Here is a 24,195-nt window from a genome sequence, read left to right as displayed (position 1 = left end):
CTACAATGGCTGCATGAGTCGCGCAGAGTTTACGATTGCCTATGACGGACCGGCGCTGCGCGAGCACGCAATGGATGTAAGGGACTTGGCGCCAGCAATGCTAGGTCTGGGTCAACTCTTTGATGCGGCGAATACAATTCTCAACGGCGACATCGCCCGCGTCAAAGTTCAAGTTAAGGCCACCGAACCGGGGTGTTTTCAGATTACGTTTGAAGTTATTCAAACGGTCGGCGAACATCTTATGGCTCTGCTTACCGGTCCGGGCATTACTGCCGCCAACAACTTGGTCGGTCTTTTGGTCGGCGTTCCAACAATGGGTGTCGGGCTCATTGGCTTAATCAAACGCTTCAAGGGCGGTGAATTAGATAAAGTCGAGCCACTACCCGAGAACATCGTGCGCTTGATTAGCGGCACTGAGCAAATAGACGTACCGACGGCTTTATTGCGATTATATCAGGATATAGCGGTTCGTACCGCTGCGCAAAAAGTGATCGAGGAACCCCTGAGAAAAGAGGGAATTAACTCATTCGAAGTTCGAGAGAAAACCAGAGAGATTGTCAGAGTCACAGAGTCTGAAGCTTCTTACTTTGCAAAGCCCCATATCCCAGATGCAACTTTGGTTGATGATACTCGGGTCACCGCGTTCTCCATAATTTCTCTTGCTTTCAAAGAAGATAATAAATGGCGGCTCAATGACGGAACCAATGCAATCAGCGCCGCGATCGAGGACGCTGGCTTTTTGAGCAAAGTCGATACCAATCAGATATCTTTCTCCAAGGGTGACATCTTGCTTTGCAAGGTTAGGGTTGTCCAAAAACAAACCGATGGCGGCCTTAAAACAGAGTACACGGTGGTGCAAGTTATTGAGCATCGTCCGGGCATCAGACAAATTCCTCTGCCTCTGTAACCGGCCGCAAACTAATTAGCACGCTGCCAATACCCGCACCAATCAACCGAGGTAGGCGCCAACATCGCCAGCCCCGCTACGGCTTTGACCTGCTGGCCGTTGGCAACCCGGCGGTAATCCTCACGCCACGCGCTTTCCTGGGCATAGCGGACCAGATAGCGGCCTGCGATGTGGTGATGATGTCCAATCTCGGCCCGGCGCATCCGGGAGAAGAACTCCTCCGCACCGTTCGTGTAGACGCCTGAGCCGTCGCTGTAGAGCTTGCCGTGGTCAATCCGGGCCACGTCAAACCCGGCATGTAGGGCGTTCCAAGACGACGCTTCGTCAACCACGATCCTCGAAACCGGGCTCACCCGCTGGACGATGAACCCCATAGCGTCCACCTCGGCATTGAAGACGGCTGGGACGGTACGGCCACCGCGCTCTTTGACCACCACTACGACCTGACGCTTTCCGTTCTGGTTTTTGGCAAGGCGTCGGTCGCGGCGGTTCTCGCGATGGTTGGCAGGCTTCACGTACCCACCGAAGTAGCCGCCATCGATTTCGACAGTCTCGCCCTCGCCCCCGACGCGCATCCCCTTCAGTTCGAACGCCATCGCCTCCCGCAGCTTATGCGCCAGGACAAATGCGGTCTTGTATTGGCAATCCAAATCACGGGAGAGAGCCAACGCGCTCTTGCCCTTAACCTCGTTCACGAAGATGGCGATGGCCGCGAGGTATTGCCGCAGCGGCATCTTGTGGAATGCAAACAGGGTGCCGCTCGTGATGCTGAAGTCCTTGCGACACGCCTTGCAACGGAACCGCAGCGCGCCGGATGGGCGGCGGCATTCATAGACGGTCGGGCAACCGCAGTGCGGGCAGATTGCCTTGCCTTCATCCCAACGTACGGCCCGAAACACAGTCTCAGCTTCCAAGGCCGTCATGCGCATCACCGACGCTAGCGAGAGCGTCCGGGCTTTGGCTGAGAGAAGGAAATGCTGTGACATCATCGTATCCGGTGTTGATGCACCGAATATGATGACAAACAACCCTGTTGTCAATGGTCAAAACATCGAATATGATGATCTAAACACTGAATCCGGAGATGGTATGGCGACAGATATTGAATGGCAAAATCTGGTGAAGGGTATGCTCCGAGCGGAGCTGAAGCGCCGGAACGTCGGTTATCGTGAATTGGCGGTGAAGTTAGGAGAGATCGGCGTTCAAGAAAGCGAGCGGAACATAGCTAACAAGATCAGCCGAGGAGGATTTACGGCCGTGTTTTTTGTCCAGTGCCTCGTTGCAGTCGGTTGCCACACACTGCGATTGGGAGAACCTGCAGACGGTTAGCGTCTTTCACAATGTGGCTTAGAAAGATTGAACAATTAAGCTTCCAACGAAAATTACAGGCCACGCAGATGCCGCCAACAAAATTGCAACGATGGTCCAGGCTCTCCCTTCACGGGAGCCCGTTTGGTATGCCGCCGCCATAAGAATGCAGCCGAGAAGGATTGCCGGAAATTGTGGATGGACTGGCTTCGCCACGTTTGGGCGGCGGCGTGGGCTTCCGATGTCAAGTGGACGGATGTCGCGATTGTCCTGTTCACCTTTGGACAGGTGTGGATTGGCATTCAGCAAGCAAAAATTGCTCGGCGACAAACAGGGATCGCTGACGAAACCCGCGACATAGCTGTGTCTGCCCTTGGCCGCCCGTACGTTTTTATCGAGCGAGTCACTCACAACTATTCGGATTGCTATCGGGGAGATTCCGAAAGACTGCGGTTCATCTTCCAACTTGTAAATCACGGGAGTGGTCCGGCTGTTATATTGGGAGTATTTGCCGATGTCATCCTTAGCCCGGGTCCGATCAGTCTTAACCGGCAAGAAGAGAGCCCATTGACTCCATTTCCACCGAAGACGTCTTTTCCCCTCACGGGCTATCATATTTGGTCGGCTTACACTAAAATCGAACTTAGACCGCAAGAAGAGAGCTGGCGTTACGATTCTATCCCGTTCATCCTCCGCGCCGGAGAAAGCAGCCGCATCTTTGAAAGCGAAGCGTTTTGGACTTTCCCTCGGCCAGAGACCCCGGATTACAATCGCCTCCCTTTCATAATTCCAAGTGGGCATCACGGGACTGCGCCTTGGTTGATCGCCAGCGTCCGATATGAAAGCCCGTTCGGTACGAAGCATCATACCGGCTTGAGCGCACGCGGCCGCATGAATAGCGGCGCTGATCCATATAACGAGAAACCATTTACCGACCGTACCTAAACGCGGCCTGTGGTGGCGACTGCTACCTAATACCGCACCTTCACCTTCGACACCACCGCACCGGTGGCGCCCAGCGCCCTTGTACTATCGGCGGCCTCGGACACCGGGGCCTCCAACTCGGACGACATCACCAATGTCCCCCTGCCCACTTTCACCGGCGCTGGTGAGGATGGTGCCACTGTCACCCTGCTCGACGGCACCACCACGATCGGCACCGGCGCGGTATCCGGCGGCGCCTGGTCGATCACTGCCACCACGGCGTTGAACGAAGGCCCCAACAGCATCACCGCCACCCAGACCGACGTGGCGGGCAATACCTCTGTCGCCTCCAGTGCACTGAACGTCATCCTCGACACCACAGCGCCGACGGCGCCAAGCGAGCCCGACCTGCTGGCGCTCTCGGACAGCGGCTCCTCCGACACGGACAACATCACCAACGTCACCCTGCCCATCTTCAGCGGCATTGGTGAGAGCGGCGCCACCGTCACCCTCCTCGATGGCGGCAACCCGATCGGCACCGGCACGGTGACCGACGGCACCTGGTCGATCGCCGCCAACACGATGCTGATCGAAGGCGCCAACAGCATCACCGCCGAACAGACCGATGTAGCCGGCAACACCTCTGTCGCTACCAGCGCACTGAACGTCACCCTCGATACCGTGGCGCCGGCGGTGACGGCCGTCCTGGCAAGCGACACCGGCACCTCGTCAAGCGACTTGGTAACCAGTGATGCCACGCTGAATGGCACCGGCGACGCCACCGCGCTGGTGACCTTGACGGAAGGCGTCACCACACTCGGCACCACCACCGCCGACAACAGCGGCGCATGGAGCTTCACACCCACGCTGACAGACGGTTCGCACACCATCGTCGCCAGCGAGACGGATACCGCCGGCAACACCGGCACGACCTCCGTAGCCTTCACCCTCGACACTTCCGCGCCGGCGGCGCCGGGCGCTCCTGTTCTGGCGGCGGCCTCGGACAGCGGAGTCTCCAGCACGGACGACATCACCAACGTCGGCCTGCCCATTTTCACTGGCACCGGTGAGAACGGTGCCACCGTCACCCTGCTCGACGGCACCACCACGATCGGCAGCGGCACGGTGACCGGCGGCGCCTGGTCGATCAGCGCCGCCACGGCACTGACCGAAGGCGCCAACAGCATCACCGCCACACAGTCCGATGCGGCGGGCAATACCTCCACCGCCTCCGACCCGCTCAACGTCACCCTCGACACCATGGCGCCAGCGGCGCCGGGCGCGCTTGTTCTGGCGGCGGCATCGGACAGCGGCACCTCCAGCACGGACGACATCACCAATGTCGTCTTTCCCACCTTCAGCGGCACCGGTGAGGACGGTGCCACCGTCACACTGATCGATAGCGGTACTACGATCGGCACCGGCACGGTTTCCGGCAGCACCTGGACGATCACCGCCACCACGCAGCTGACCGAAGGCGCCAACAGCATCACCGCGGTGCAGACCGATGTGGCCGGCAATATCTCCGCCGCGTCCAGCCCACTTGACGTCACCCTCGACACCATGGCGCCGGCGGCGCCGAGCACCCCTGTTCTGGCGGCGGCCTCGGACAGCGGAGCCCTCAACTCGGACGATATCACCAATGTCGGCCTGCCCATCTTCACCGGCACCGGTGAGGACGGCGCCACCGTCACCCTGCTCGACGGTATCATCACGATCGGCACCGGCACGGTATCCGGCGGCGCCTGGTCGATCACCGCCACCACGGCGCTGAGCGAAGGCACCAATAGCATCATCGCCGAACAGACCGATGTGGCCGGCAATCCCTCCACCGCCTCCAGCCCGCTCACCGTCACCCTCGACACCATACCGCCGGCGGTAACGGCAACCCTGACAACCGATACCGGCGCCTCCTCAACCGACGGGGTCACCAAGAATGCCGCGCTGAGCGGCACCGGCGACGCCAACGCGGTGGTAACCTTGACAGAAGGTATGACCACGCTCGGCAGCACCACCGCCGACGGCAGCGGCGCGTGGAGCTTCGTGCCCATGTTGACGAATGGGCCGCATACCATCATCGCCAGCGAAACAGACACCGCCGGCAACACCGGCACGGCTTCCGTCGCCTTCACCCTCGACACCATGGCGCCGGCGGCGCCGAGCACCCCCGTTCTGGCGGCCGGCTCGGACAGCGGAGCCTCCAGTACCGACAACATCACCAATGTCACCCTGCCCAGCCTTACCGGCACCGGAGAGAACGGTGCCACCGTCACCCTGATCGATAACGGCACCACGATCGGCACCGGCGCGGTATCCGGCGGCACCTGGACGATCACCGCCACCACGGCTTTGAGCCAGGGCGCCAACGGCATCACCGCCACGCAAACCGACGTTGCCGGCAATACCTCCGTCGCCTCCAGCGCACTGAACGTCACCCTCGACACCATCGCGCCGGCGGCGCCGAGCATGCCCGACCTGCTGGCGCTCTCGGACAGCGGAAAATCCAACACCGACAACATCACCAACGTCACCCTGCCCATCTTCAGCGGCATCGGTGAGAACGGCGCCACCGTCACCCTGCTCGATGGCAGCACCACGATCGGCACCGGTAAAGTATCCGGCCGCACCTGGTCGATCACCGCCTCCACGCCGCTGATCGAAGGCTCCAACAGCATCACCGCCGAACAGACCGATGTGGCGGGCAATACCTCCAGCGCCTCCAGCTCGCTCGGCGTCACCCTCGACACCATAGCGCCGGCGGTGACGGCCGCCCTGGCAAGCGATACCGGCGCCTCGTCAAGCGACGCGGTGACCAGCGACGCCGCGCTGAACGGCATCGGCGACGACAACGCGGTGGTGACCTTGACGGAAGGCGCCACCATGCTCGGCACCACCACCGCCGACGGCACCGGCGCATGGAGCTTCACGCCGCCCACGCTGGCGGATGGGCCGCATACCATCATCGCCAGCGAGACGGATACCGCCGGCAACACTGGCACGACCTCCGTCGCGTTCACCCTCGACACCTCCGCGCCGTCGGCGCCGAGCACCCCTGTTCTGGCGGCGGCCTCGGACAGCGGAGCCTCCAGCACAGACGACATCACCAACGTCGGCCTGCCCAATTTCAATGGCACCGGCGAGGACGGTGCCACCGTTATCTTGCTCGACGGCACCACCATGATCGGCATCGGCACGGTATCCGGGGGCACCTGGACGATCACCGCCACCACGGCGCTGAACGAAGGCGCCAACAGCATTTCCGCCCGACAGACCGATGTGGCAGGCAATACCTCGAGTGCCTCCGGCTCGCTCGGCGTCATCCTCGACACCATGGCGCCGGCGGTGACGGCGGCCCTGGCAAGCGATACCGGCGCCTCGACAAGCGACTCGGTGACCAGCGACGCCGCGCTGAACGGCACCGGCGACGCCAACGCGGTGGTGACCTTGACTGAAGGTGCCACCACCCTCGGCACCACCACCGCCGACGGCACGGGCGCATGGAGCTTCACGCCGCCCATGATGGGGGATGGGCCGCACACCATCATCGCCAGCGAGACGGACACCGCCGGCAACACCGGCGCGGCTTCCGTCGCCTTCACCCTCGACACAATGGCGCCGTCGGCGCCGAGCACCCCTGTTCTGGCGGCGGCCTCGGACAGCGGAGCCTCCAGCACAGACGACATCACCAACGTCGGCCTGCCCATCTTCAGCGGCACCGGCGAGGACGGTGCCACGGTCACCCTGCTCGATGGCGGCAACCCGATCGGCACCGGCACAGTATCCGGGGGCACCTGGTCGATCACCGCCAGCACGGCGTTGATCGAGGGTGCCAACACCATCACCGCCGAACAGACTGATGTGGCAGGCAATACCTCCAGTGCCTCCGGCTTGCTAAGCGTCACCCTCGACACCATGGCACCGGCGGCGCCGAGCACCCCTGTTCTAGCGGCGGGCTCGGACAGCGGAGCCTCCAGCACAGACGACATCACCAGAGTTCGCCGGCCCATCTTCACCGGCAGCGGTGAGAACGGTGCCACCGTCACCCTGTTCGATGGCGGCAACACGATCGGCACCGGCACGGTAATCGCCAACGCTTGGACGATCACCGCCGCCACGGCGCTGCACGAGGATGCCAACAGCATCACCGCTGAACAGACCGATGTGGCAGGCAACCCCTCCGTCGCTTCCAGTGCCCTGACCGTCACCCTCGACACCATCCCCCCGGCGGTGACGGCCGCCCTGGCAAGCGACACCGGCGCCTCGTCAAGCGACTCGGTAACCAGTGATGCCACGCTGGACGGCACCGGCGACGGCAATGCGGTGGTGACCTTGACGGAAGGCGCCACCCTGATCGGCACCGCCATGGCTGACAGCACCGGCGTATGGAGCTTCACCCCCACCGCGCTGCCCGATGGGGCGCACACCATCACCGCCAGCGAGACCGACACCGCCGGCAACACTGGCGCGACCTCCGTCGCCTTCACCCTCGACACCACCGCGCCGGCGGCGCCCAGCATCCCAGTTCTGGCGGCAGCCTCGGACAGCGGAGTCTCCAGCACGGACGACATCACCAATGTCGGCATGCCCACCTTCACTGGCACCGGTGAGAACGGCGCCACCGTCACGCTGCTCGATGGCACCACCACGATCGGCACCGGCGCGGTAACCGGCAGCACTTGGTCGATTACCGCCACCACGGCGTTGAATGAAGGCGACAACGGCATCACCGCCGAACAGACCGACGCGGCAGGCAATGCGTCTTCGTCCTCCGACCCACTGGTTGTCACGCTGGATACTGTTGCTCCGACCGTGACAGACGTGACGGCATCGCCCTCCGACGCGACTGTACAGACTGGACAAACAGTTAGCTTCACGGTCGACCTAAGCGAGGCGGTCATCGTCAATGCCACCGGCGGCGAACCGACGCTAACTCTGAGTGATGGCGCCATGGCAACCTATGTGTCAGGCTCCGACACAAACGCCCTGACGTTCAGTTACACGGTCGCTGCTGGCCAAACGTCACCCGATCTGGCGGTGACTGGCGTGGACATGAACGGCTCAACCATCACCGACGCGGCGGGAAATGCCGCGGATCTAACAGGGGCGGCGACCAACCCAGCCGGCACGCTGACGATCGCGGGCGTGGCACCGGTCGCGGAGTTCGACGCTGCCTACTACCTGGCGAACAATCCGGACGTGGCCGCCGCCGGGGTGGATCCGGCGGAACATTACGCAACCATTGGCTGGAAGGAGGGGCGCAACCCTGATGCCTTCTTCAACACCGATTACTACCTGAACCAAAACCCTGACGTCGCCGCTGCCGGCATCGATCCGCTGACGCATTACGAAACCATCGGCTGGAAGGAAGGCCGCGATCCCAGTTCGCTGTTCAGCACCGACGCCTATCTGCAGGCCAATCCGGACGTGGCCGCCGCCGGCATCGACCCGCTGCAACAGTACCTGGAGTTCGGCGCCCCGGAAGGACGCATGGCGTTCATTGCCCAGCCACATGGGGTCGGTGAGCAAAATCCGCTGGTCGACAACACTTATTACTTCGCGCAGAATCCGGACGTGCGGGCCGCCGGCGTCAATCCGTTCACGCAATACGACACCTTCGGGTGGCATGAAGGGCGAAATCCGGATGCACTGTTCAATACCAACTATTATTTGCAACAAAATCCAGACGTGGCCGCGGCCGGAGTGGATCCTCTGCTGCATTATGAGCAATATGGCTGGCTCGAGGGTCGCAACCCGAGCCCTGACTTCTCGACCACGGCCTACCTGAACGCGAATCCCGACGTCAAAGCGGCAGGTGTCAATCCTTTGGTCCAGTACGAGGAATTCGGGATCCACGAAGGGCGCGCTATCTTCCACGTGTAGCAGGCTGCTCCCTTGCCCCGACGCGGGCGGATCAGATCCGATAGCACCTCGGATCGACAGCGAGGTATGGTGTCGGATGCGGGCTTCTGATCGGCGACCGGACGGGCTTTTCAGCGACCTGAGCTCGGAGAGCCGGATCCCCCATAGCCACCTGCTTGCGAAGCGGCGCGGCGGCGGGCGCAGCGTGCAGTTCTGCTAGGCAGCCGGACTTGCGGCTACGTCATCCATCGCCGCATCGGCAAACGCCAGGGTGGCCTGCGACGTGGTGGCGCCGTCGATGATCCGGATGGAGGAAGGCCCTCGACGTATCCTGGTCTTGCGGTAATCACCCACGTATCACAGCACGAAAAACCGTCGTCCACTGCCTGCCCTCAACCATGCCGGCTTGCATCCGCGCCAGGACAATGGGCAATCGGCGGCGATTGCCGATCGGTATCTCGCGTGCGTCAGCGTTGAACGGGGACATGCAAAGCGACCTCCGAAGGCGGCTCGGGCTTGACGCTGGTCCCGTCGGCGCAAGCGAAATCCGTTATCGGAAGGGATAACCTCATGGACAACGGCAGCCGGACTACACGGCGTCCTTGAGTTCCTTGGCCGGTCGGAACGCGATCTTCTTGCTGGCCTTGATCTGGATCGCCTCGCCGGTGGCCGGATTGCGCCCGGCGCGGGCGGCGCGGTTGCGGACTTGCAGAATGCCGAGACCGGTGAGGCGGATCTTGTCACCCTTCTTCAGATGCTGGGTAGCGAGGCTGACGAGGTCGCTCAACAGGGTCTCGGTCTGCTTTTTCGGCAGGTCATGGCCATCGGCCAGCGTTGCGGCCATCTGACGCAGCGTGATCGTCGCCTGCGGCGCGGCCATGGCTGAGGACTTCTTTGGCGGGGCGGCCTTCCTGGCGACGGCCGCCGCCTTCTTGGCCGGGGCTGCTGCCTTCTTGGCGGCGGCTTTTTGAGCTGTCGGCATGACGATCTCCGATTGGTGAAGGCGCGATTCGGCAGTCTGAAGCGTGTTACTCTGCTCTAATTCACTGGATTCGGACAACCACTTCACATTATCAGCCGCCGATTCCTTCGTTTCGGCGTGGACCGACCCGCAGCGATGTCGCGTCGCTGGCCGTATACCCCAGCGGCTATGGTGTTGACAGGCGGTCAGGGTCCACATCGCGGTCGTCCAGAGTGTGGCACCCCTGAAGAATCACGGTTTGCCGCAGCCAACCTCCTCCCTCCCACGGTCGGGCCGGAAGCGCTCCCAAAGAGCCGAACCCGCGCCGCGGATATCCAGTGGGCGATCAGCAACCCCGTGACTGCGCCATCCAAGTGAGCCCTCGGCCGTCCGGCGGAGAAGGACACCGTTTCCGGGCAGCTATGGGTTGATGCGGCACGACCGGATCGAGCCGAACTTGGCGATCTCGCCCCGCTACTCAGCCAGTCTGAAGGGATCGGCGACCGCGTGGCCGCCGACGTTGTTCCAGAAATTCTCCCCGATGCAACCGTAGTCCGGCAGGTTCTCCTTGGAGGGTATGAGTATCGCGTTCGCTGTAGGCAGTTTCCAGTTGGCCTGAAGCTCACACCCGAGCGCAAAGGTGGTGACGAACTCGACGCCAGCGTGAGCCATGCGGGACATCGTCGCCTCGATCTCCTAGTAGTTCCATCCCCCGCACGCGTCGATCACCGGGAACACTTTGTAGCCGTCATTAAGCATCGACAGCCTAGGATAGACGCCGCATGTCCCAATCGTACATGCGGCGATGATGATATGCCGCCTTCCCTTCGACTGGACGAGGTCCTCGAACACCCTCCGGAACGACGGATCCTCGTGGCGTTGATGATTCCGTTTCGCAGGTAGATTGGCTGGTCAGGAAACAGTTCCTTGATCTCAGTGATCGTGTCGTCGTTCTGCCCATTAGGTATTTGAAGAACTGAGGAGCGTCGAGATCTCGAGCGCCTTGGCGATCTTCGCAAGCCCGACAACGTTGCTCTTGAACTCGGCCAGCGAGTTGGTTTCGCGCATGCCCGCCATGAGCCCGATCTGATGGTCGAGCAGCAGGACAATGCTGTTTCGCGAGGTCGGCTTGTCATGCCCGAAGCGTCCGGCGGCGATCGCTTGCGCGGCCTTAACACGATTGACGTCGTCCGGGGTCGGACTGACGGTCCGAGACGCGGGAAACGGGATCGTCGGGCTTGGATTTCTTCTTCGTTTTGACTTCTAGTACTTCGAGTCGTTCATAGTGCGGGGTACAACCGCTTCAGCTTGACGCGGGCATCGGCGGTGGTGAACTGCCAGTCGGCTTTGACATGTTTCTTGTTACGGCTGCCCTCCCATGCGGCGACTTCCTCGGTCAGAGTTTGCTTGTCCGCGATCCGCCGATCGAGGCACTGACCCGACAAGGCGCTGAGCTCGGATTCAGCCATATCCAGCCAACTGCCGTGCTTTGGCGTGTAGTGCCATTCGAACCGCTCCACCAGCCGGCGGGCCTCTGCGGCGGGAAAAGCCTCGTAGAGCGACGCCGGCTTGTGGGTATTGAGATTGTCTTGCATCAGCACGATTTTCTTCGCCTTCGGAAAATTCATGTCGGCTATGGCTTTGAGGATCTGAGCATAATCCACGGCCGTGTGGCGATCTGTCACCTCGACATGGCGCCAGCCTTCCAGGGGGGCGAAGATCATGAACAGATTAGCGGTTCCATTACGCTTATACTCGTAATCGTAGCGTGCCGGTTGCCCAGGCCTGCCAGCGATGGCTACACGCGTTTCGGCGACCAATTGTTTCGAGGTCTCGTCCACGCAGACCACAGGATACTCTGGATCGTGCGGCCTCTGATAAACCTCAAGAACGTCCTCCATTCCGGCTACAAAGGCGGCGTTGGCGTCCGGCGGGATCACCCATTGCTTTTGTAGATGCGGCTTAAGGAGGTTTTTTTTAGCGTCCGCCCGATCGTGTTGTCGCTGGCGCGGTCGACGATCTTCAGTTCGACAACGTGCTCTTCAAGGAGTTGTAGCGTCCACCGCTTGCGACCCTTCGGCGGGTCGGAACAAGCCAGCGCGATCAGTTTAGCCTCGGCGGCTCCGTCGAAAATGCGCGGTCTGGCCGAGGCTGGGGAATGCTTGCGGACCAGAACGGCCTCGAACCCCTCTTCCACCATTTGCTGGCGGGTCCGTGCGACCGTGTCGACGCTGGTATCGAGGGCTGTTGCGATTTGTCTGTCGCTCCAGCCGTCGCCCGCTTGCGCGCTGTCGGCCTTCAACAGAATGCGGGCCCGGGTCAGTTGCCGGGCCGGGTGGTTGCCCGCGTGGATCAGCGTGTTGAGGCGATCCCGCTCCTCTTCGCTGAGCTTCACCACATACCTTTTTCCAGCAAGTCGTTCCGCGATCACGAAGCATCTCCGTCGTTGCGGAACTATCGATTCGAAGAATGGCCGCGAAATCAATGACAGGAGGTACTAGTACCCACTATCGCTGAAGCGCGAGTCATGATTCGTAGGCGGGATGAAGATCATTCCTGCTGCGACGACGGTCGCGTTGACGCCTGAGGACCGGCAGGTTCTGGAGGCGTTGGCTGCTTCGCGCAAAACCGAGGCCCGGATGCGCGATCGTGCGCGGATTGTGCTGCTGGCAAGCGCCGCTATGGCGTCTCGCGCGATTGCCCGGGAAGTCGGTTGCACGCCCGGCACGGCCTCGAAATGGCGGGTGCGCTACGCTAACCAGGGAATGGCTGGCCTGAGTGAGACTGGCGAGCGCGGCAACGAGCCCAAGTATGGTCCTGAGCACGGGCGGCGCATTCTGGCCCTGTTGGATCAGCCACCCCCGGCTGGGTATGCTAACTGGACCGCCCCGTTGTTGGCACGCGAACTGGTGGATATCCACGAGCAGCATATCTGGCGGTTCCTGCGTGTGCAGAAAATCGACCTGTCCAGGTGCAAATCCTGGTGCCAAAGCACGGACCCGGATTTTGTGCCCAAGGCCGCTGACATCGTTGGGCTTTACCTGGCCCCTCCGAGCCATGCCGTGGTGCTTTCGGTCGATGAAAAGCCATCGATCCAGGCGCTGGAGCGGACACAGGGATACCTGAAGTTACCCAATGGCCGGGCGATGATCGGCCAATCGCATGACTACAAGCGACACGGCACCTCGACGCTGTTCGCCGCGCTCGACGTTGCCACCGGCCAGGTCATCGGCAAGCACTACAAACGCCGTCGCCGATCGGAGTTCCGCGACTTCATGAACCGGGTTGTCAAGCAACATGAGGGCAAGGAGATCCACGTCATCCTTGACAACCTGTCAACCCACAAGCCGAAGCGGGATTTGTGGCTAGCGCGGCACCCAAACGTACATTTCCACTACACGCCGACCCACACGTCATGGCTGAACCAGATCGAAATCTGGTTCTCGATCCTGGCGGGCCAGTCATTGAAAGGCGCCTCATTCGGCAGCGTTGCCGAACTGGTGACCCACATCGAAAGCTTCATCAATAGCTACAACAAAAACGCCCGCCCCTTCGTCTGGACCAAAAGCGCCGTTCACCAAAAACGGCTCAAGCCATGTTTCGCGGTTTAGCGATTCTGGGTACTAGTGTGGAAGTAGCACGAGGGCCGGTGCGCAAAAGCGATTTACTCCGCGCCGTCGAGGGACCCTCACAGAAGAGGCTGACGCAAACGCTGCGCAGTTTGCACGGATACCTGCTCGTCCAACGAATGGAATCAGTGCCAGCGTTGAGTACTCGCTGAATGCGCTCGGTGTTAGTCTTGCCGATAGGCTGACTGTATTGGGGGCATGGGCGATCGACAATTTCGACGAGCTCGGCACCGATGCCACTCTCCGTCGACATGAGGGTCCGTCTGGAACCGGTTTTTCAACGAGCGAGCGCTCGTAGCCTGAGTGCCCTGCCATCGGTGTCCACCATGGCCTGACGTTTGCGGCCGTTGATCTTCTGGCCACCTTCGTAACCGCCCCGCGCGGCTATGTTGCGCGGGTTGTCGGAGTCCACATCGAGATGCTCGTCCAAGGTGTCGGGATCCCGGATGTTTCACGGTTTGATCCGGCCATCCAGCCCCTATCCGATCATGCTGTAGCGTTTCCGGACATACTGTCAGGGACGGGCCGGCGCATCGGGTGCGCGGAGCATGTATCCGGCACCGACGACGGTATGGATCAACGGATAGGCGAAACCCTGATCAATCTTCTGCCGCAGCCGGTGGACGTGCATGTCGATGATGTTGCCGCGCGGTTCGAAATCGTAGTTCCACGCCGTCTCCAGCAACATGGACCGGGTGACCACCTGCCCGGCGTGGCGCATCAGGGAGACCAGCAACAGCAACTCGCGCCGCTGCAACACGATCTCCCTGCCATCGCGGGTCACCCGGCGCGAGCGGGTGTCGATCGTCAGGTCGCCGACCTGCAGCACCATCTGGCGCCGCGCGCGGTTGGTGCGCCGGGCCAGCGCCTCCAGCCGGGCCAGCACTTCGGCGAATGCATAGGGCTTTGCCAGGTAGTCGTCGCAACCGGCGCGCATGCCCTCGACCCGGTCGGCGGTGTCGCCGATCGCGCTGAGCACCAGGACCGGCGTATGCGGGTCCTGGTGGCGTAGCCGACGGATCAGCGTCAGGCCGTCTAGTCGCGGCAGGCGGCGATCGACGATCAGCACGTCGTAGAGCCCCTCGCACGCCAGTGTCAGGCCGGCGTCCCCGTCGGCGGCGCGATCGACGATATGGCCACTTTCGGCCAGCCCGCGCGCCAGGTAAGCGGCGGCGGTATCGTCATCCTCGATGATCAACAGGCGCACGAGATCTCCTGTGAGTTACTTTTCATCCATGTCCGGGGATGTGCGTCGGCGGCATAGAGTGCTCTGGGTGATAATAGGTCGGTTGTGGGCTGGTATGTTTGGTCGTGCATTGCGAGAATCGGCGGCGGCACCAACATCGGCGTTCGAGGTGACGATATGGCCCGCGTGCTGGTGGTCGAGGATGATCCGCAAACCGGCGCCGAAATCAAGGCGGCGCTAACCGATCATGGTTTCCAGGTGGACGCCGCAATCAGCGGGCGAGAGGCGCTGCTGCAGGCAGCCAAGGAAAGCTACGACGCGATCGTGCTGGACCGCATACTGCCCGGCGGGCTTGATGGGCTGGGCGTGCTTTCCACCCTGCGCGCGGTCGGGGTTGAGGCACCGGTGCTAATCCTGAGCGCGTTGTCGGCGGTGGACGAGCGGGTGGTCGGATTGCGGGCCGGCGGCGACGATTACCTGACGAAACCGTTCGAGTTTCTGGAATTGACCGCCAGGCTCGATGTGTTGCTGCGCCACCGCGACTCGCCGGGTGTCGAAACCATGCTGCGCGCCGGCAGGCTGGAGATGGACCTGGGGTCGAAGATCGTGCGTTGCGGCGGACGCGTCGTCGAATTATTGCCGCGTGAATTCCGCCTGCTGGAATTCCTGATGCGCCATGCCGGGCAAGTGGTCACCCGAAGCATGCTGTTCGAGGAGATTTGGAATTACCGCTCGGTCGGGCCTACAAACGTGATCGACATGCATATGAGCAAATTGCGCCGCAAGCTGGACCCGGACAACAGCGAATCGCTGATCTGGACGATCCGCGGCGCGGGATACATGCTTCGTGCGACTGGTTGACCTGCCGCGCACCACCAGCTTCCAGCTTGCGCTGCGCTTCCTGCTGCTGTTCGGCGCCGCGTCGCTGATCCTCTTCGGGTTCCTGTACTGGCAGACCGCGGTCTACGTCAGAGGCCGCGTCGATGACTGGTTGACCCGCGAGCAGTCGGTCTTCGGGCCGATGGAGCGCGACAATCTGTTGCGCCGGCTGACCGCGCACGTGGTCGCCGATCCGACGTTGGAGCGTCCTTTCACGCTGTTCGATGGTAGCGGGCAGCGGGTCGCGGGAACCACGCTGGATTTGCCGGTGGGGATGCTCGCGGCGATGCCCCAGGATGTCGCGATGGCGTTCGATCTGGCACGCGGCGGTCAGGACATCAAGTTTCGCGGCATCCTGCATCGCCGCCCAGCGGGGGAATTGCTGCTGATCGCGCGCAGCATGGAGGGGCAGCGCAAGTTCGCCGCCGTGCTTATCGACGCATTCGTCTGGGGCGCGCTATTTACCACGCTGCTGGGTCTGATCGGGGCGGCGATCGTCGGTGCCGATTCGGTGCGGCGCATCGATGCGGTGACGCGAGCGATCCGACGCATCGTCGGCGGCGATCTCTCGGAACGACTGCCGACGCATGATCGTGCTGACGACCTCGACCGCCTGGCCGTGGTGATCAACGATATGCTCGGCGAACTGGAGCGCCTGATGCGGGAGGTGAAAGGGGTGTGCGACAATATCGCGCACGACCTGCGCACCCCGCTGACAAGGCTGCTTGCCGGGCTGGAGCGGAGCCGCCGGCGCAACGGTTCCACCGAGGACTACGCCGCCGCGATCGATGAGGCGGTGCAGGAAACACGCGGCGTGTTGAATAGCTTCGCGGCGCTGCTCCGCATCGCCGAGGTCGAAAGCGGTGCGCGGCGGACGGGGTTTCTGGACACCGATCTGCGCGAGGTGCTGGCCGACGTCGCCGAACTGTATGAGCCAGCTGCGGAGCAGGCTGGTGTGCGGCTACGTTTGATCGCGGACGGCGGCGCCCCGTTGGTGATGCGCGGCGATCCCAGCCTGCTGTTCGAGGCGGTCGGCAACCTGGTGGACAATGCGTTGAAGTTTACCCCGCGCGGAGGTTGCGTCACGCTGCGCGTTGTATCCGGTACGGGCGGTATCGGCATCGAGGTGGTCGATACCGGCCCAGGGATCCCACGCGACGAGCAAGACGCGGTGCTACGGCGATTCTACCGCGCTGAAGCCAGCCGCCAGACCCCGGGCAGCGGCTTGGGGCTGGCGCTGGTTGCCGCGGTGGCGCGGCTGCACGGCATGGACCTGGCGATCAGCGATGCCAGACCGGGGTGCCGGGTCACGTTGGTTCGGCTCGATGCGTCCGATGATGGCGCCGCGGTCGTTACCCAGGCGGTGGCGCTGGAACGGCGCTTGTTACCCACCTCGCTATGATCCGAGGTGGCTGGGGCGTTTCGGATCGAGCAGGGCACCCGCTGTTGGGCGGGTTCGCAGCCTGGCGCGGTGGGGTCAGGACGCGATCTTGGCCTCGATCCGCTCCCATATCGGCTTTTCCAGGTGCAGGCCATCGAAGCGGGCGATTTCCTGCAGGCCGGTCGGTGAAGTGACGTTGATCTCGGTCAGATAGTCGCCGATGACATCGATGCCGACGAAGATCATGCCCAGCTCGCGCAAGGTGGGCCCGATTGCTTCGCAGATTTCGCGGTCCCTCACCGTGAGCGGTGATTTTTCGGCGCGGCCGCCGACATGCATGTTGGATCGCGCCTCACCCTGCGCCGGAACCCGGTTGATTGCGCCCATCGCTTCTCCATCCACCAGGATGATGCGCTTGTCGCCGGCTCGGACTGCCGGTTCGTAACGCTGGAACATCAGCGGTTCGCGCGAATGGGCGAACTGCATCTCGAGCAGCGCGCCGAGGTTTTCATCGTCGGGCTTGATTCGAAACACGCCTGCGCCGCCGTTGCCGAACAGCGGCTTGACGATGATGTCTTTGTACTCCGATCGGAACGAACGGATCGCGTCGAGGTCCCAGGTGATGAGTGTCGGCGGCATCAGGTCGGGGAAATGGGTGACCAGGATCTTCTCCGGCGCGTTGCGCACCGCGGCTGGATCGTTGACCACCAGCGTGCCGGGCTGAATGTGCTCCAGCATGTGGGTCGCGGTGATGTAGGCCATGTCGAAGGGCGGGTCCTGGCGCATCAGCACCACGTCCATGCTGGCGAGATCGATCGTCGCCATCGGGTCGAATTCGTAATGCGCGCCGTGACGACGAGCCAGCTTGATTTTGTGGCCGCGGGCGAACAGGCGGTCCTCGCGCCGGCCGCCTCCGGGGCGCGGCACGCCCTCCTTGAGCGCCATGTGGCGCACTTCATAGTGCCACAGCGCGTGGCCGCGGGCCTGTGCCTCCAGCATCAGGGCGAACGTCGAGTCGGCGTCGATGTTGACGGTATCCATCGGGTCCATCTGGACCGCGACCCTGAGCGGGCGAGCCATTGCTTGTTCCCCTGTCCGGTTGTTGTCGCGTCTATAGCACCATTCGCCTGCCATGGATGTGGCGTTCGGGGCTGGGCGTTCGGGGCTTGGCCTGGGAAAGGCTCAGGCTACTGCGGCATGAGCTCGAGCTGATCGTGTAGCCGGGCGCCGACGGCGTCCCAGGTGAACAGGTCATGGCCGCGGCGGTAGCCGGCTTGTCCCATGGCGCGTGTTCGTTGCGGATCGGCCAGCAGGTCGCCCAATGCGCCGGCCAGGGCGATGGCGTCGTCGGGCGGCACCAGCAGGCCGGTCTCCCCGTCGCTGACCATGCCGGGAAAGCCGCCGACGGTGGTGGCGACGACCGGCAGTTTGAATGCCATGGCCTCGACCGAGGCCACCGCCGACGGTTCGATCAGGCTGGGCAGACAGAAAATCGAGGCGTCGGCCAGCAGGGCTGCGACGTTGGCGCGCGGCAGCAGGCCGGTGGCGCGGGCGCGCGGATGCGACATCTGGGGCGAGCATCCCGCGATCGTCAGGGTCGCCGCGGGGAACCGCGTGGCGACGGTGTCGAAGGCGGCGAGCAGGGTGGGGCCGCCCTTGCGCTCCCACTCGATGCCGACGAACAGGATGCGGCCGGCGGCATACCGGGCGAGGTCGTCGGCCGAGGCGGTGGCATCGACGTTCGCCCCGATCAGGATGGTGGCGACGCGACCGGGATCGCAGCCATAGGAGTTCACCAGGGTGCGCTCGACATGAGTGGCGGTGGTGAGGATGCGATCGGCCCGCAGATACAGCGCGCGCTCGAGGCCGAGCAGGGTCTTGGAGCGGAATAGGCGGGGATCGCTGTGGCGGTATTCGCGATGACTGGCGATTGTATGGTCGGTGTAGATGACGAACGGTCGTCCGGGCAACGCGGCGTTGAACAGGCCCTGGGTTTGCAGCACGCAGCGGAAGCTGTCGGCCTCGGGTCCGAAGCGGTTGACGATCACGGCCGACAAGTGGCGGAACATCAATGGGGTGAGGAAGAAAAACGCGTGCCGGGCGGACGCAGTGGACAGCACCGATGGACCGTAGGTCATGACCTCGACGACGAAATTGAGTGCGGCCAGGCCGAACCGGCGCTTGACGTAGTCCTTTACGTCGAATGTAACGATCTCGCAGTTCGGAAACCGCGCGGCCAGTTGTTCGAGCACCCGCTCGTTGGTATGGGAGAAGGAACCCAGCTTGACGAAAAGGATGCGGTTCGGCCAGTCGGGCACGCGGCGCTTCATGCGGTTCAGTATTTGAAAATCGCGGGTTGTAGTGATGTCATGTGCGGGTTCATGATGTTCAGGCGGGTTATGGCGATGGTTGGACGATTTGCGTGGTAACACTTGGTTTATGTCGCTTTCGACATTTGTGTCGCTTTCGACCGACATTTGTGTCGCTTTCGACAATTTGTTGCTTGTACGACCCGATATCTTCGGGTCTCGAGGATCGTGGCGCGTCAGCGTGGGGGTGGTGAATGGCGGGCCTTGTCCAAACTGGTCAGCGTCGCCACCTAGCCGCGTTATGGACAGTTCAATTCACGCCTCCGGAGCTCCGTTTGGTGACCCGATCGGGTGGCACGGCACCACCATCCTTTGTGTCAGGCGGGATGGCAAAGTGACCATGGCGGGTGACGGCCAGGTCAGCATGGGGCAAACGATCGTCAAGGGGAATGCACGCAAGGTGCGCCGCATTGGAGCCGACGGCGGCGTGATTTCCGGCTTCGCCGGCGCCACGGCCGATGCGTTCACCCTGCTGGAGCGGCTGGAGAGCAAGCTTGAACGCTACCCCAACCAGCTTGAGCGGGCCTGCGTGGAACTGGCTAAGGATTGGCGTACCGATCGCTACCTGCGTCGGCTGGAGGCGCTGATGGCGGTGGCCGACAAGGACCGCAGCTTCACCTTGACCGGGAATGGCGACGTGCTGGAACCGGACGACGGCGTGATCGGCATCGGGTCGGGCGGCAACTACGCTCTGGCGGCGGCGCGTGCGCTGATTTCGGTTCCCGACATTTCGGCCGAGGAGATCGCCAGGCGGGCGATGCAGATCGCCGCCGATATCTGCGTCTATACCAACGGCAACGTTATCATCGAGTCTCTGTAATGGACGTCCCGACTTATTCTCCGCGAGAGATCGTCTCGGAACTCGACCGCTTCATCGTGGGGCAGGGCGACGCCAAACGTGCGGTCGCCATTGCGCTGCGCAATCGCTGGCGGCGCCAGCAGCTGCCGGAGGGCCTGCGCGAGGAGGTGGTGCCGAAGAACATCCTGATGATCGGGCCGACCGGGTGCGGCAAGACCGAGATCGCGCGCCGGCTCGCCAAGCTGGCGCAGGCGCCGTTCCTGAAAGTCGAGGCGACCAAGTTCACCGAGGTCGGCTATGTCGGCCGCGATGTTGAAAGCATCGTGCGCGACCTGGTCGATTCCAGCCTGAACATGCTGCGCGAGGCCAGCCGAAAGGGGGTCCAGGCCAAAGCGCAGACGGCGGCCGAGGAACGTCTGGTTACCGCCCTGGTGGGCGAGGGGGCGGCGGCCGACACCCGGTCAAAGTTTCGCCGGATGCTGCGCAACGGCGAGTTCGAACAGAAGGAGATCGAGGTCTCGGTGTCGGATGCCGGCGGCATGCCGATCGGGCAGTTCGACATGCCGGGGATGCCCCCCGGTCAGGTGATCAACCTGAGCGAGATGATGAAGGGGCTGATGGGCAACCGTCCGCAGCAGAAGCGGCGGATGACGGTGGAGGCGGCGCGTCGGGTGCTGGAGGCCGAGGAAGCCGACAACCTGCTGGACAACGACTCCTTGACCAAGGAGGCGGTGGCGCACGCCGAGAACAACGGCATCGTGTTCCTCGACGAGATCGACAAGATCTGCGCCCGCACCACCGAGGGCGGGTTCCGTGGCGGCGACGTCAGCCGCGAAGGCGTGCAGCGCGACCTGCTGCCGCTGATCGAGGGCACCACGGTCAACACCAAGTATGGCCTGGTGAAGACCGACCACGTCCTGTTCATCGCCTCGGGCGCGTTCCACCTGGCCAAACCGTCCGACCTGCTGCCGGAATTGCAGGGCCGGTTGCCGATCCGGGTGGAATTGCAGCCGCTGTCGCGCGCCGACCTGCGGCGTATTCTGACCGAACCAGAGCATTCTTTGCTGAAGCAGTACGAGTCGCTGCTGGGGACCGAGAACGTGACGCTGGATTTCCGCGACGAAGCGGTGGATGCGCTGGCCGATCTGGCCTCCGACATCAACGACCGGGTAGAGAACATTGGCGCTCGGCGGCTGCACACGGTCCTGGAGCGGCTGTTGGAGGATATCAGCTTCACCGCCACCGACCGCGGCGGCGAGACATTTGTGGTCGATGCCGCCTATGTGGCGGAGAAGGTGGCGCCGCTGGCGCGGAAGGGTGACCTGAGCCGATTTATCTTGTAGTTGGGTATAACGTGTGTTATAATCCGGCGTTGGTCTGATCACGGTGCCGCGGGCTGGGCCAGGATGCGGCGGCCCGGTCAGGGTGTGGCGGCTTGGCAAGGATGTGGCGTGCCGGCCAGGGTAGTGGGCTGGCAATGATGTGGTGAGCCGCTCAGGGTTTGGCGGGGCCGGCCAGGCGGTCAGATGGGCTTATAACTCTGCGTAGGTCGCCAGAAGGGCAAAGCCATGCACGCGTTGAAACTCACCCAGATCGGCAATTCTGTGGGTGTTATTTTGCCCAGGGAGATGCTTGCCAAGCTGGGGATGGCGAAGGGTGATACGATCTATGCCATCGATCAGCCCGATGGTGTGCGTCTGACCGTCGCCGACCCGGATTTCGCTGCGCAGATGGACGTTGCGCGCCAAGTGATGAAGGATCGCCGTGCGGTGCTGCGCGAACTGGCTAAGTGACGGTCTGGCTATCGCGCGAACTCATCCTCGCCATCCATTACGAACAACTGACCGAGCACTGGGGCGCACCGGGCCTGCGTGACCCCGGATTGCTGGATGATGCGCTGGCCCGCCCGCTCAATCGCGCCGGCTACGGTGAGCCGGATACCGCCGAATTGGCAGCGGCTTACGCCCTGGCGATCGCGCAGAACCGTCCATTTGTCGATGGTAACAAACGTACCGGCTTCGTCGCGCTGGAGCTTTTCCTGCGCTTGAACGGCTGCATGTTCGGCGTGGGCGACGCCGAGGCGGTGGTGATGATGTTGGCGATGGCGGCGGGCGAACTGCCCGAGGGCGAGTTCATCGCTTGGTTGCGGATGCATGCCGAAGCCTCGGGCTGAGGCCGCCGCCGCAGGCCGCTTGACCCGGCGTTGCCGAGGCAATGTCTGACGCACCATGGCCGCAACCGGGTGTTACCGGACTCCGGGCGATTTGACTGTTTCCAAAACGGCTCGACCCCTTGACGCATGCCAGCCGAACGGCCATCAGTCCGGTTGCTCCTCGTCCGAGGGAATGTCCAAGAAAGGTTTCACAATGAGGCAAGGTTTGTCCCGCCGGGCGCTGGGACGCTCAGCGGTTGCGGTGGCCGGAACGTTCGGCATCCTGCGGCACGCGCGTGGCGAGCAGGCGCTGAAGATCCGCTGCTCGCTGGATACCGCGCCGTCGCACGTGCGCAACATCTCGGTCGCCGATTACTTGAAGAAGGTGCAGGATGCGACCGGCGGCAAGATCACCAGCGAGATCTTTGCGTCGGGGCAGCTCTATGCCGACCTGAACGTTGCCAAGGCGCTGTTGCAGGGCCAGGTCGACATGGCGGTGCCGGGCAACTGGACGCAGACCGGTATCGTTCCGGACTGCGATTTCGTGCAACTGCCGGTGTTCTATGGTCAGCCGATCGAGGCCACCAACCGCGCCGCGGACGGCAAGGCGGGGGCACTGATCGACAAGCAGATCGAGGCCAAGCTGCGGGTTAAGTTGCTGGGACCGTGGCTCGATCTGGGGTTTCAGAATTGGTACACCACGCATAAGCAGATCAAGACCACCGAGGACATCAAGGGGCTGAAGATTCGCAGCCCTGGCGGTGCCGGGATCAGTTGGCGTATCAGCTTCTTCGGCGGTATCCCCAACGTCACGGCATGGCCGAACGTGCCGCTGGCGCTGTCGCAGGGCACCTTCGACGGGTTCGTATCGACCAACGAAAGTGTCGCCACCGCCAAGTTGTGGGAGGCTGGGGTCAAATACTCGTATCAGGACCACCAGTATGTCGGCATGTACATGCCGATGATCAGCGGCACGTTCTGGGCCAAGCTGGAGCCGTCGATGCAGAAGGTCATGGTCGACCTGTGGGCCAGCAACATCGCCACCTACCGGTCCAACGCGGCGACGTCGCAGGAACACGGGCGCAAGGAGATGGCTGACCATGGTGTGGTATTCACCGATCCGCCCCAGGCCACCCTGGACGCGGCGCGCAAGGCGATGCAGGCGGACGTGGCGACCCTGATCAGCGCCGCTAAGCTTTCGCCCGAGGTCGTTCGCCTGGCCGAGCAATCGGTGAACGGAACGGCCTGAGTGGGGGTCCGCCCAGCTCGGATGTGGCCCGGCCGGATGTGGCCCGGCCGGATATGGGACGGCATCGAGCGCACGCTGGCGGGTATTCTCGGCGCGATGGCGATGGTGATCGGGCTGGTTCAGGTGCTCGGCCGCTATTTCTTTCCGGCGTTGGCGATCTCCTGGGCCGAGGAGGTCATTGTCTATCTGATGATCTGGGCGGTGATGATCATCTCCAGCCAGTTGGTGCGTACCGATGGGCACGTCCGGCCGGACCTGGTGCTGCGACTGGTACCGCCTGGCGGACAGCGCTGGCTGGAGGCGTTCAACTGCGTCGTCGCGCTGATCTTCTGCGCCGGCATGATCTGGTATGGCTGGCAGATCGTCGATACCTCGCTGCTGCTGGATGAGCGCAGCTCCAGCGGGCTGCAGTTCCCGATGTGGATCTATTATACGGCGCTGCCGGCGGGTGGGGTGCTGATGACGATGCGCTACTTGATCCGGCTGTATCGTTACCTGTTCCGCTTCGATCCGGCGACGATGACCGTCGGGCATCATATCGCGGACAGCGAACTGTCGCCGGACCTCGCACCGCTGGCCGATCTCTAAGCCT

At 62.9% G+C, this 24,195-nt stretch carries 21 protein-coding genes and 1 pseudogene; 14 read left to right on the top strand and 8 right to left on the bottom strand.

The annotated features are described in order from the left end of the window. Nucleotides 1–13: 13 nt before the first annotated feature. Nucleotides 14–907: a hypothetical protein gene (locus ACQY4Y_RS25065; protein ID WP_428491786.1), complete on the top strand. Its 894-nt coding sequence runs from the start codon at nucleotides 14–16 to the stop codon at nucleotides 905–907. Nucleotides 908–918: 11 nt separating this feature from the next. On the opposite strand, the gene ACQY4Y_RS25060 is transcribed toward ACQY4Y_RS25065, so the two are convergent. Continuing rightward, on the bottom strand, nucleotides 919–1,893 hold the full coding sequence (locus ACQY4Y_RS25060) for an IS1595 family transposase (RefSeq protein WP_428491787.1): 975 nt from the start codon (nucleotides 1,891–1,893) through the stop codon (nucleotides 919–921). Here ACQY4Y_RS25060 and ACQY4Y_RS25055 point away from each other — a divergent pair. The 4 genes and pseudogenes from ACQY4Y_RS25055 (at nucleotide 1,829) to ACQY4Y_RS25040 (ending at nucleotide 9,019) form a co-directional block, all read left to right on the top strand. Then, nucleotides 1,829–2,236, top strand: coding sequence for a DUF6471 domain-containing protein (locus ACQY4Y_RS25055; RefSeq protein WP_428491788.1), 408 nt, complete (start codon nucleotides 1,829–1,831; stop codon nucleotides 2,234–2,236). The genes ACQY4Y_RS25060 and ACQY4Y_RS25055 overlap by 65 nt on opposite strands. A 177-nt stretch (nucleotides 2,237–2,413) precedes the next feature. Further along, on the top strand, nucleotides 2,414–3,160 hold the full coding sequence (locus tag ACQY4Y_RS25050; RefSeq protein WP_428491810.1) for a hypothetical protein: 747 nt from the start codon (nucleotides 2,414–2,416) through the stop codon (nucleotides 3,158–3,160). 48 nt (nucleotides 3,161–3,208) lie between these two features. Continuing rightward, a pseudogene (locus ACQY4Y_RS25045) lies at nucleotides 3,209–6,106 on the top strand (beta strand repeat-containing protein); the annotation flags it as partial. A 90-nt stretch (nucleotides 6,107–6,196) separates the two neighbouring features. Beyond that, nucleotides 6,197–9,019: an Ig-like domain-containing protein gene (locus ACQY4Y_RS25040; RefSeq protein WP_428493714.1), complete on the top strand. Its 2,823-nt coding sequence runs from the start codon at nucleotides 6,197–6,199 to the stop codon at nucleotides 9,017–9,019. A gap of 568 nt (nucleotides 9,020–9,587) precedes the next feature. Here the strand turns inward: ACQY4Y_RS25040 and ACQY4Y_RS25035 are convergent. From ACQY4Y_RS25035 to ACQY4Y_RS25025, 3 genes are all read right to left on the bottom strand, one after another. Continuing rightward, a complete protein-coding gene (locus ACQY4Y_RS25035; RefSeq protein ID WP_428493277.1) occupies nucleotides 9,588–10,178 on the bottom strand; it encodes an HU family DNA-binding protein in 591 nt (196 codons plus the stop codon). A 255-nt stretch (nucleotides 10,179–10,433) separates the two neighbouring features. After that, nucleotides 10,434–10,640 (bottom strand): hypothetical protein, encoded by a 207-nt coding sequence (locus ACQY4Y_RS25030; RefSeq protein ID WP_428493276.1) that lies wholly within the window; start codon nucleotides 10,638–10,640, stop codon nucleotides 10,434–10,436. A gap of 599 nt (nucleotides 10,641–11,239) precedes the next feature. Next, nucleotides 11,240–12,387, bottom strand: a protein-coding gene (locus tag ACQY4Y_RS25025) for an IS630 family transposase (protein WP_428490713.1) whose coding sequence is annotated in 2 segments (ribosomal slippage) — nucleotides 11,240–11,928 and nucleotides 11,928–12,387 — 1,149 coding nt in all. Because the reading frame shifts where the segments join, the coding sequence is not laid out codon by codon here. Nucleotides 12,388–12,508: 121 nt separating this feature from the next. Between ACQY4Y_RS25025 and ACQY4Y_RS25020 the strand changes: the two genes are divergently transcribed. Then, complete coding sequence (locus ACQY4Y_RS25020; protein ID WP_428493640.1) at nucleotides 12,509–13,570, top strand: IS630 family transposase; 1,062 nt, start codon at nucleotides 12,509–12,511, stop codon at nucleotides 13,568–13,570. A 295-nt stretch (nucleotides 13,571–13,865) separates the two neighbouring features. On the opposite strand, the gene ACQY4Y_RS25015 is transcribed toward ACQY4Y_RS25020, so the two are convergent. Continuing rightward, nucleotides 13,866–14,018: a hypothetical protein gene (locus ACQY4Y_RS25015; RefSeq protein WP_428493732.1), complete on the bottom strand. Its 153-nt coding sequence runs from the start codon at nucleotides 14,016–14,018 to the stop codon at nucleotides 13,866–13,868. 84 nt (nucleotides 14,019–14,102) lie between these two features. Beyond that, nucleotides 14,103–14,795: a response regulator transcription factor gene (locus tag ACQY4Y_RS25010; RefSeq protein ID WP_428493275.1), complete on the bottom strand. Its 693-nt coding sequence runs from the start codon at nucleotides 14,793–14,795 to the stop codon at nucleotides 14,103–14,105. Between the two features lie 156 nt (nucleotides 14,796–14,951). On the opposite strand from ACQY4Y_RS25010, the gene ACQY4Y_RS25005 reads away from it, so the two are divergent. Further along, on the top strand, nucleotides 14,952–15,635 hold the full coding sequence (locus ACQY4Y_RS25005) for a response regulator transcription factor (RefSeq protein ID WP_428493274.1): 684 nt from the start codon (nucleotides 14,952–14,954) through the stop codon (nucleotides 15,633–15,635). Continuing rightward, nucleotides 15,622–17,055 (top strand): sensor histidine kinase, encoded by a 1,434-nt coding sequence (locus tag ACQY4Y_RS25000; RefSeq protein ID WP_428493273.1) that lies wholly within the window; start codon nucleotides 15,622–15,624, stop codon nucleotides 17,053–17,055. Before ACQY4Y_RS25005 ends, ACQY4Y_RS25000 begins: the two co-directional genes overlap by 14 nt. Before the next feature lie 75 nt (nucleotides 17,056–17,130). On the opposite strand, the gene gshB is transcribed toward ACQY4Y_RS25000, so the two are convergent. Both gshB and ACQY4Y_RS24990 read right to left on the bottom strand, forming a co-directional pair. Then, the gene (gene gshB / locus ACQY4Y_RS24995; RefSeq protein ID WP_428493272.1) at nucleotides 17,131–18,114 is read right to left on the bottom strand and encodes a glutathione synthase; all 984 of its coding nucleotides are present in this window, start codon (nucleotides 18,112–18,114) and stop codon (nucleotides 17,131–17,133) included. A 107-nt stretch (nucleotides 18,115–18,221) separates the two neighbouring features. Then, complete coding sequence (locus tag ACQY4Y_RS24990) at nucleotides 18,222–19,352, bottom strand: glycosyltransferase family 4 protein (RefSeq protein WP_428493271.1); 1,131 nt, start codon at nucleotides 19,350–19,352, stop codon at nucleotides 18,222–18,224. Between the two features lie 292 nt (nucleotides 19,353–19,644). Here ACQY4Y_RS24990 and hslV point away from each other — a divergent pair, with 292 nt between their 5' ends. The 6 genes from hslV (at nucleotide 19,645) to ACQY4Y_RS24960 (ending at nucleotide 24,191) form a co-directional block, all read left to right on the top strand. Then, entirely contained in the window at nucleotides 19,645–20,223 is a 579-nt protein-coding gene (hslV, locus tag ACQY4Y_RS24985; RefSeq protein WP_428493270.1) for an ATP-dependent protease subunit HslV, read from the top strand. Beyond that, nucleotides 20,223–21,545 (top strand): ATP-dependent protease ATPase subunit HslU, encoded by a 1,323-nt coding sequence (gene hslU, locus ACQY4Y_RS24980; protein WP_428493269.1) that lies wholly within the window; start codon nucleotides 20,223–20,225, stop codon nucleotides 21,543–21,545. The genes hslV and hslU overlap by 1 nt, the downstream gene beginning before the upstream one ends. A gap of 225 nt (nucleotides 21,546–21,770) precedes the next feature. Continuing rightward, nucleotides 21,771–21,995, top strand: a complete 225-nt coding sequence (locus tag ACQY4Y_RS24975) for an AbrB/MazE/SpoVT family DNA-binding domain-containing protein (RefSeq protein ID WP_428493268.1) — start codon at nucleotides 21,771–21,773, stop codon at nucleotides 21,993–21,995. Further along, entirely contained in the window at nucleotides 21,992–22,375 is a 384-nt protein-coding gene (locus ACQY4Y_RS24970) for a type II toxin-antitoxin system death-on-curing family toxin (RefSeq protein WP_428493267.1), read from the top strand. Before ACQY4Y_RS24975 ends, ACQY4Y_RS24970 begins: the two co-directional genes overlap by 4 nt. Before the next feature lie 193 nt (nucleotides 22,376–22,568). Further along, entirely contained in the window at nucleotides 22,569–23,603 is a 1,035-nt protein-coding gene (gene dctP / locus ACQY4Y_RS24965; RefSeq protein ID WP_428493266.1) for a TRAP transporter substrate-binding protein DctP, read from the top strand. Further along, nucleotides 23,604–24,191, top strand: a complete 588-nt coding sequence (locus ACQY4Y_RS24960; RefSeq protein ID WP_428493265.1) for a TRAP transporter small permease — start codon at nucleotides 23,604–23,606, stop codon at nucleotides 24,189–24,191. It abuts the gene before it with no gap. The last annotated feature ends 4 nt before the right edge of the window (nucleotides 24,192–24,195 follow it).

It is taken from the genome of Rhodopila sp. (assembly GCF_965277165.1).
Classification (GTDB): Bacteria; Pseudomonadota; Alphaproteobacteria; order Acetobacterales; family Acetobacteraceae; genus Rhodopila.
Note: the sequence above shows the minus strand (reverse complement) of the source record. Positions and strands in the feature narration are given on the sequence as shown.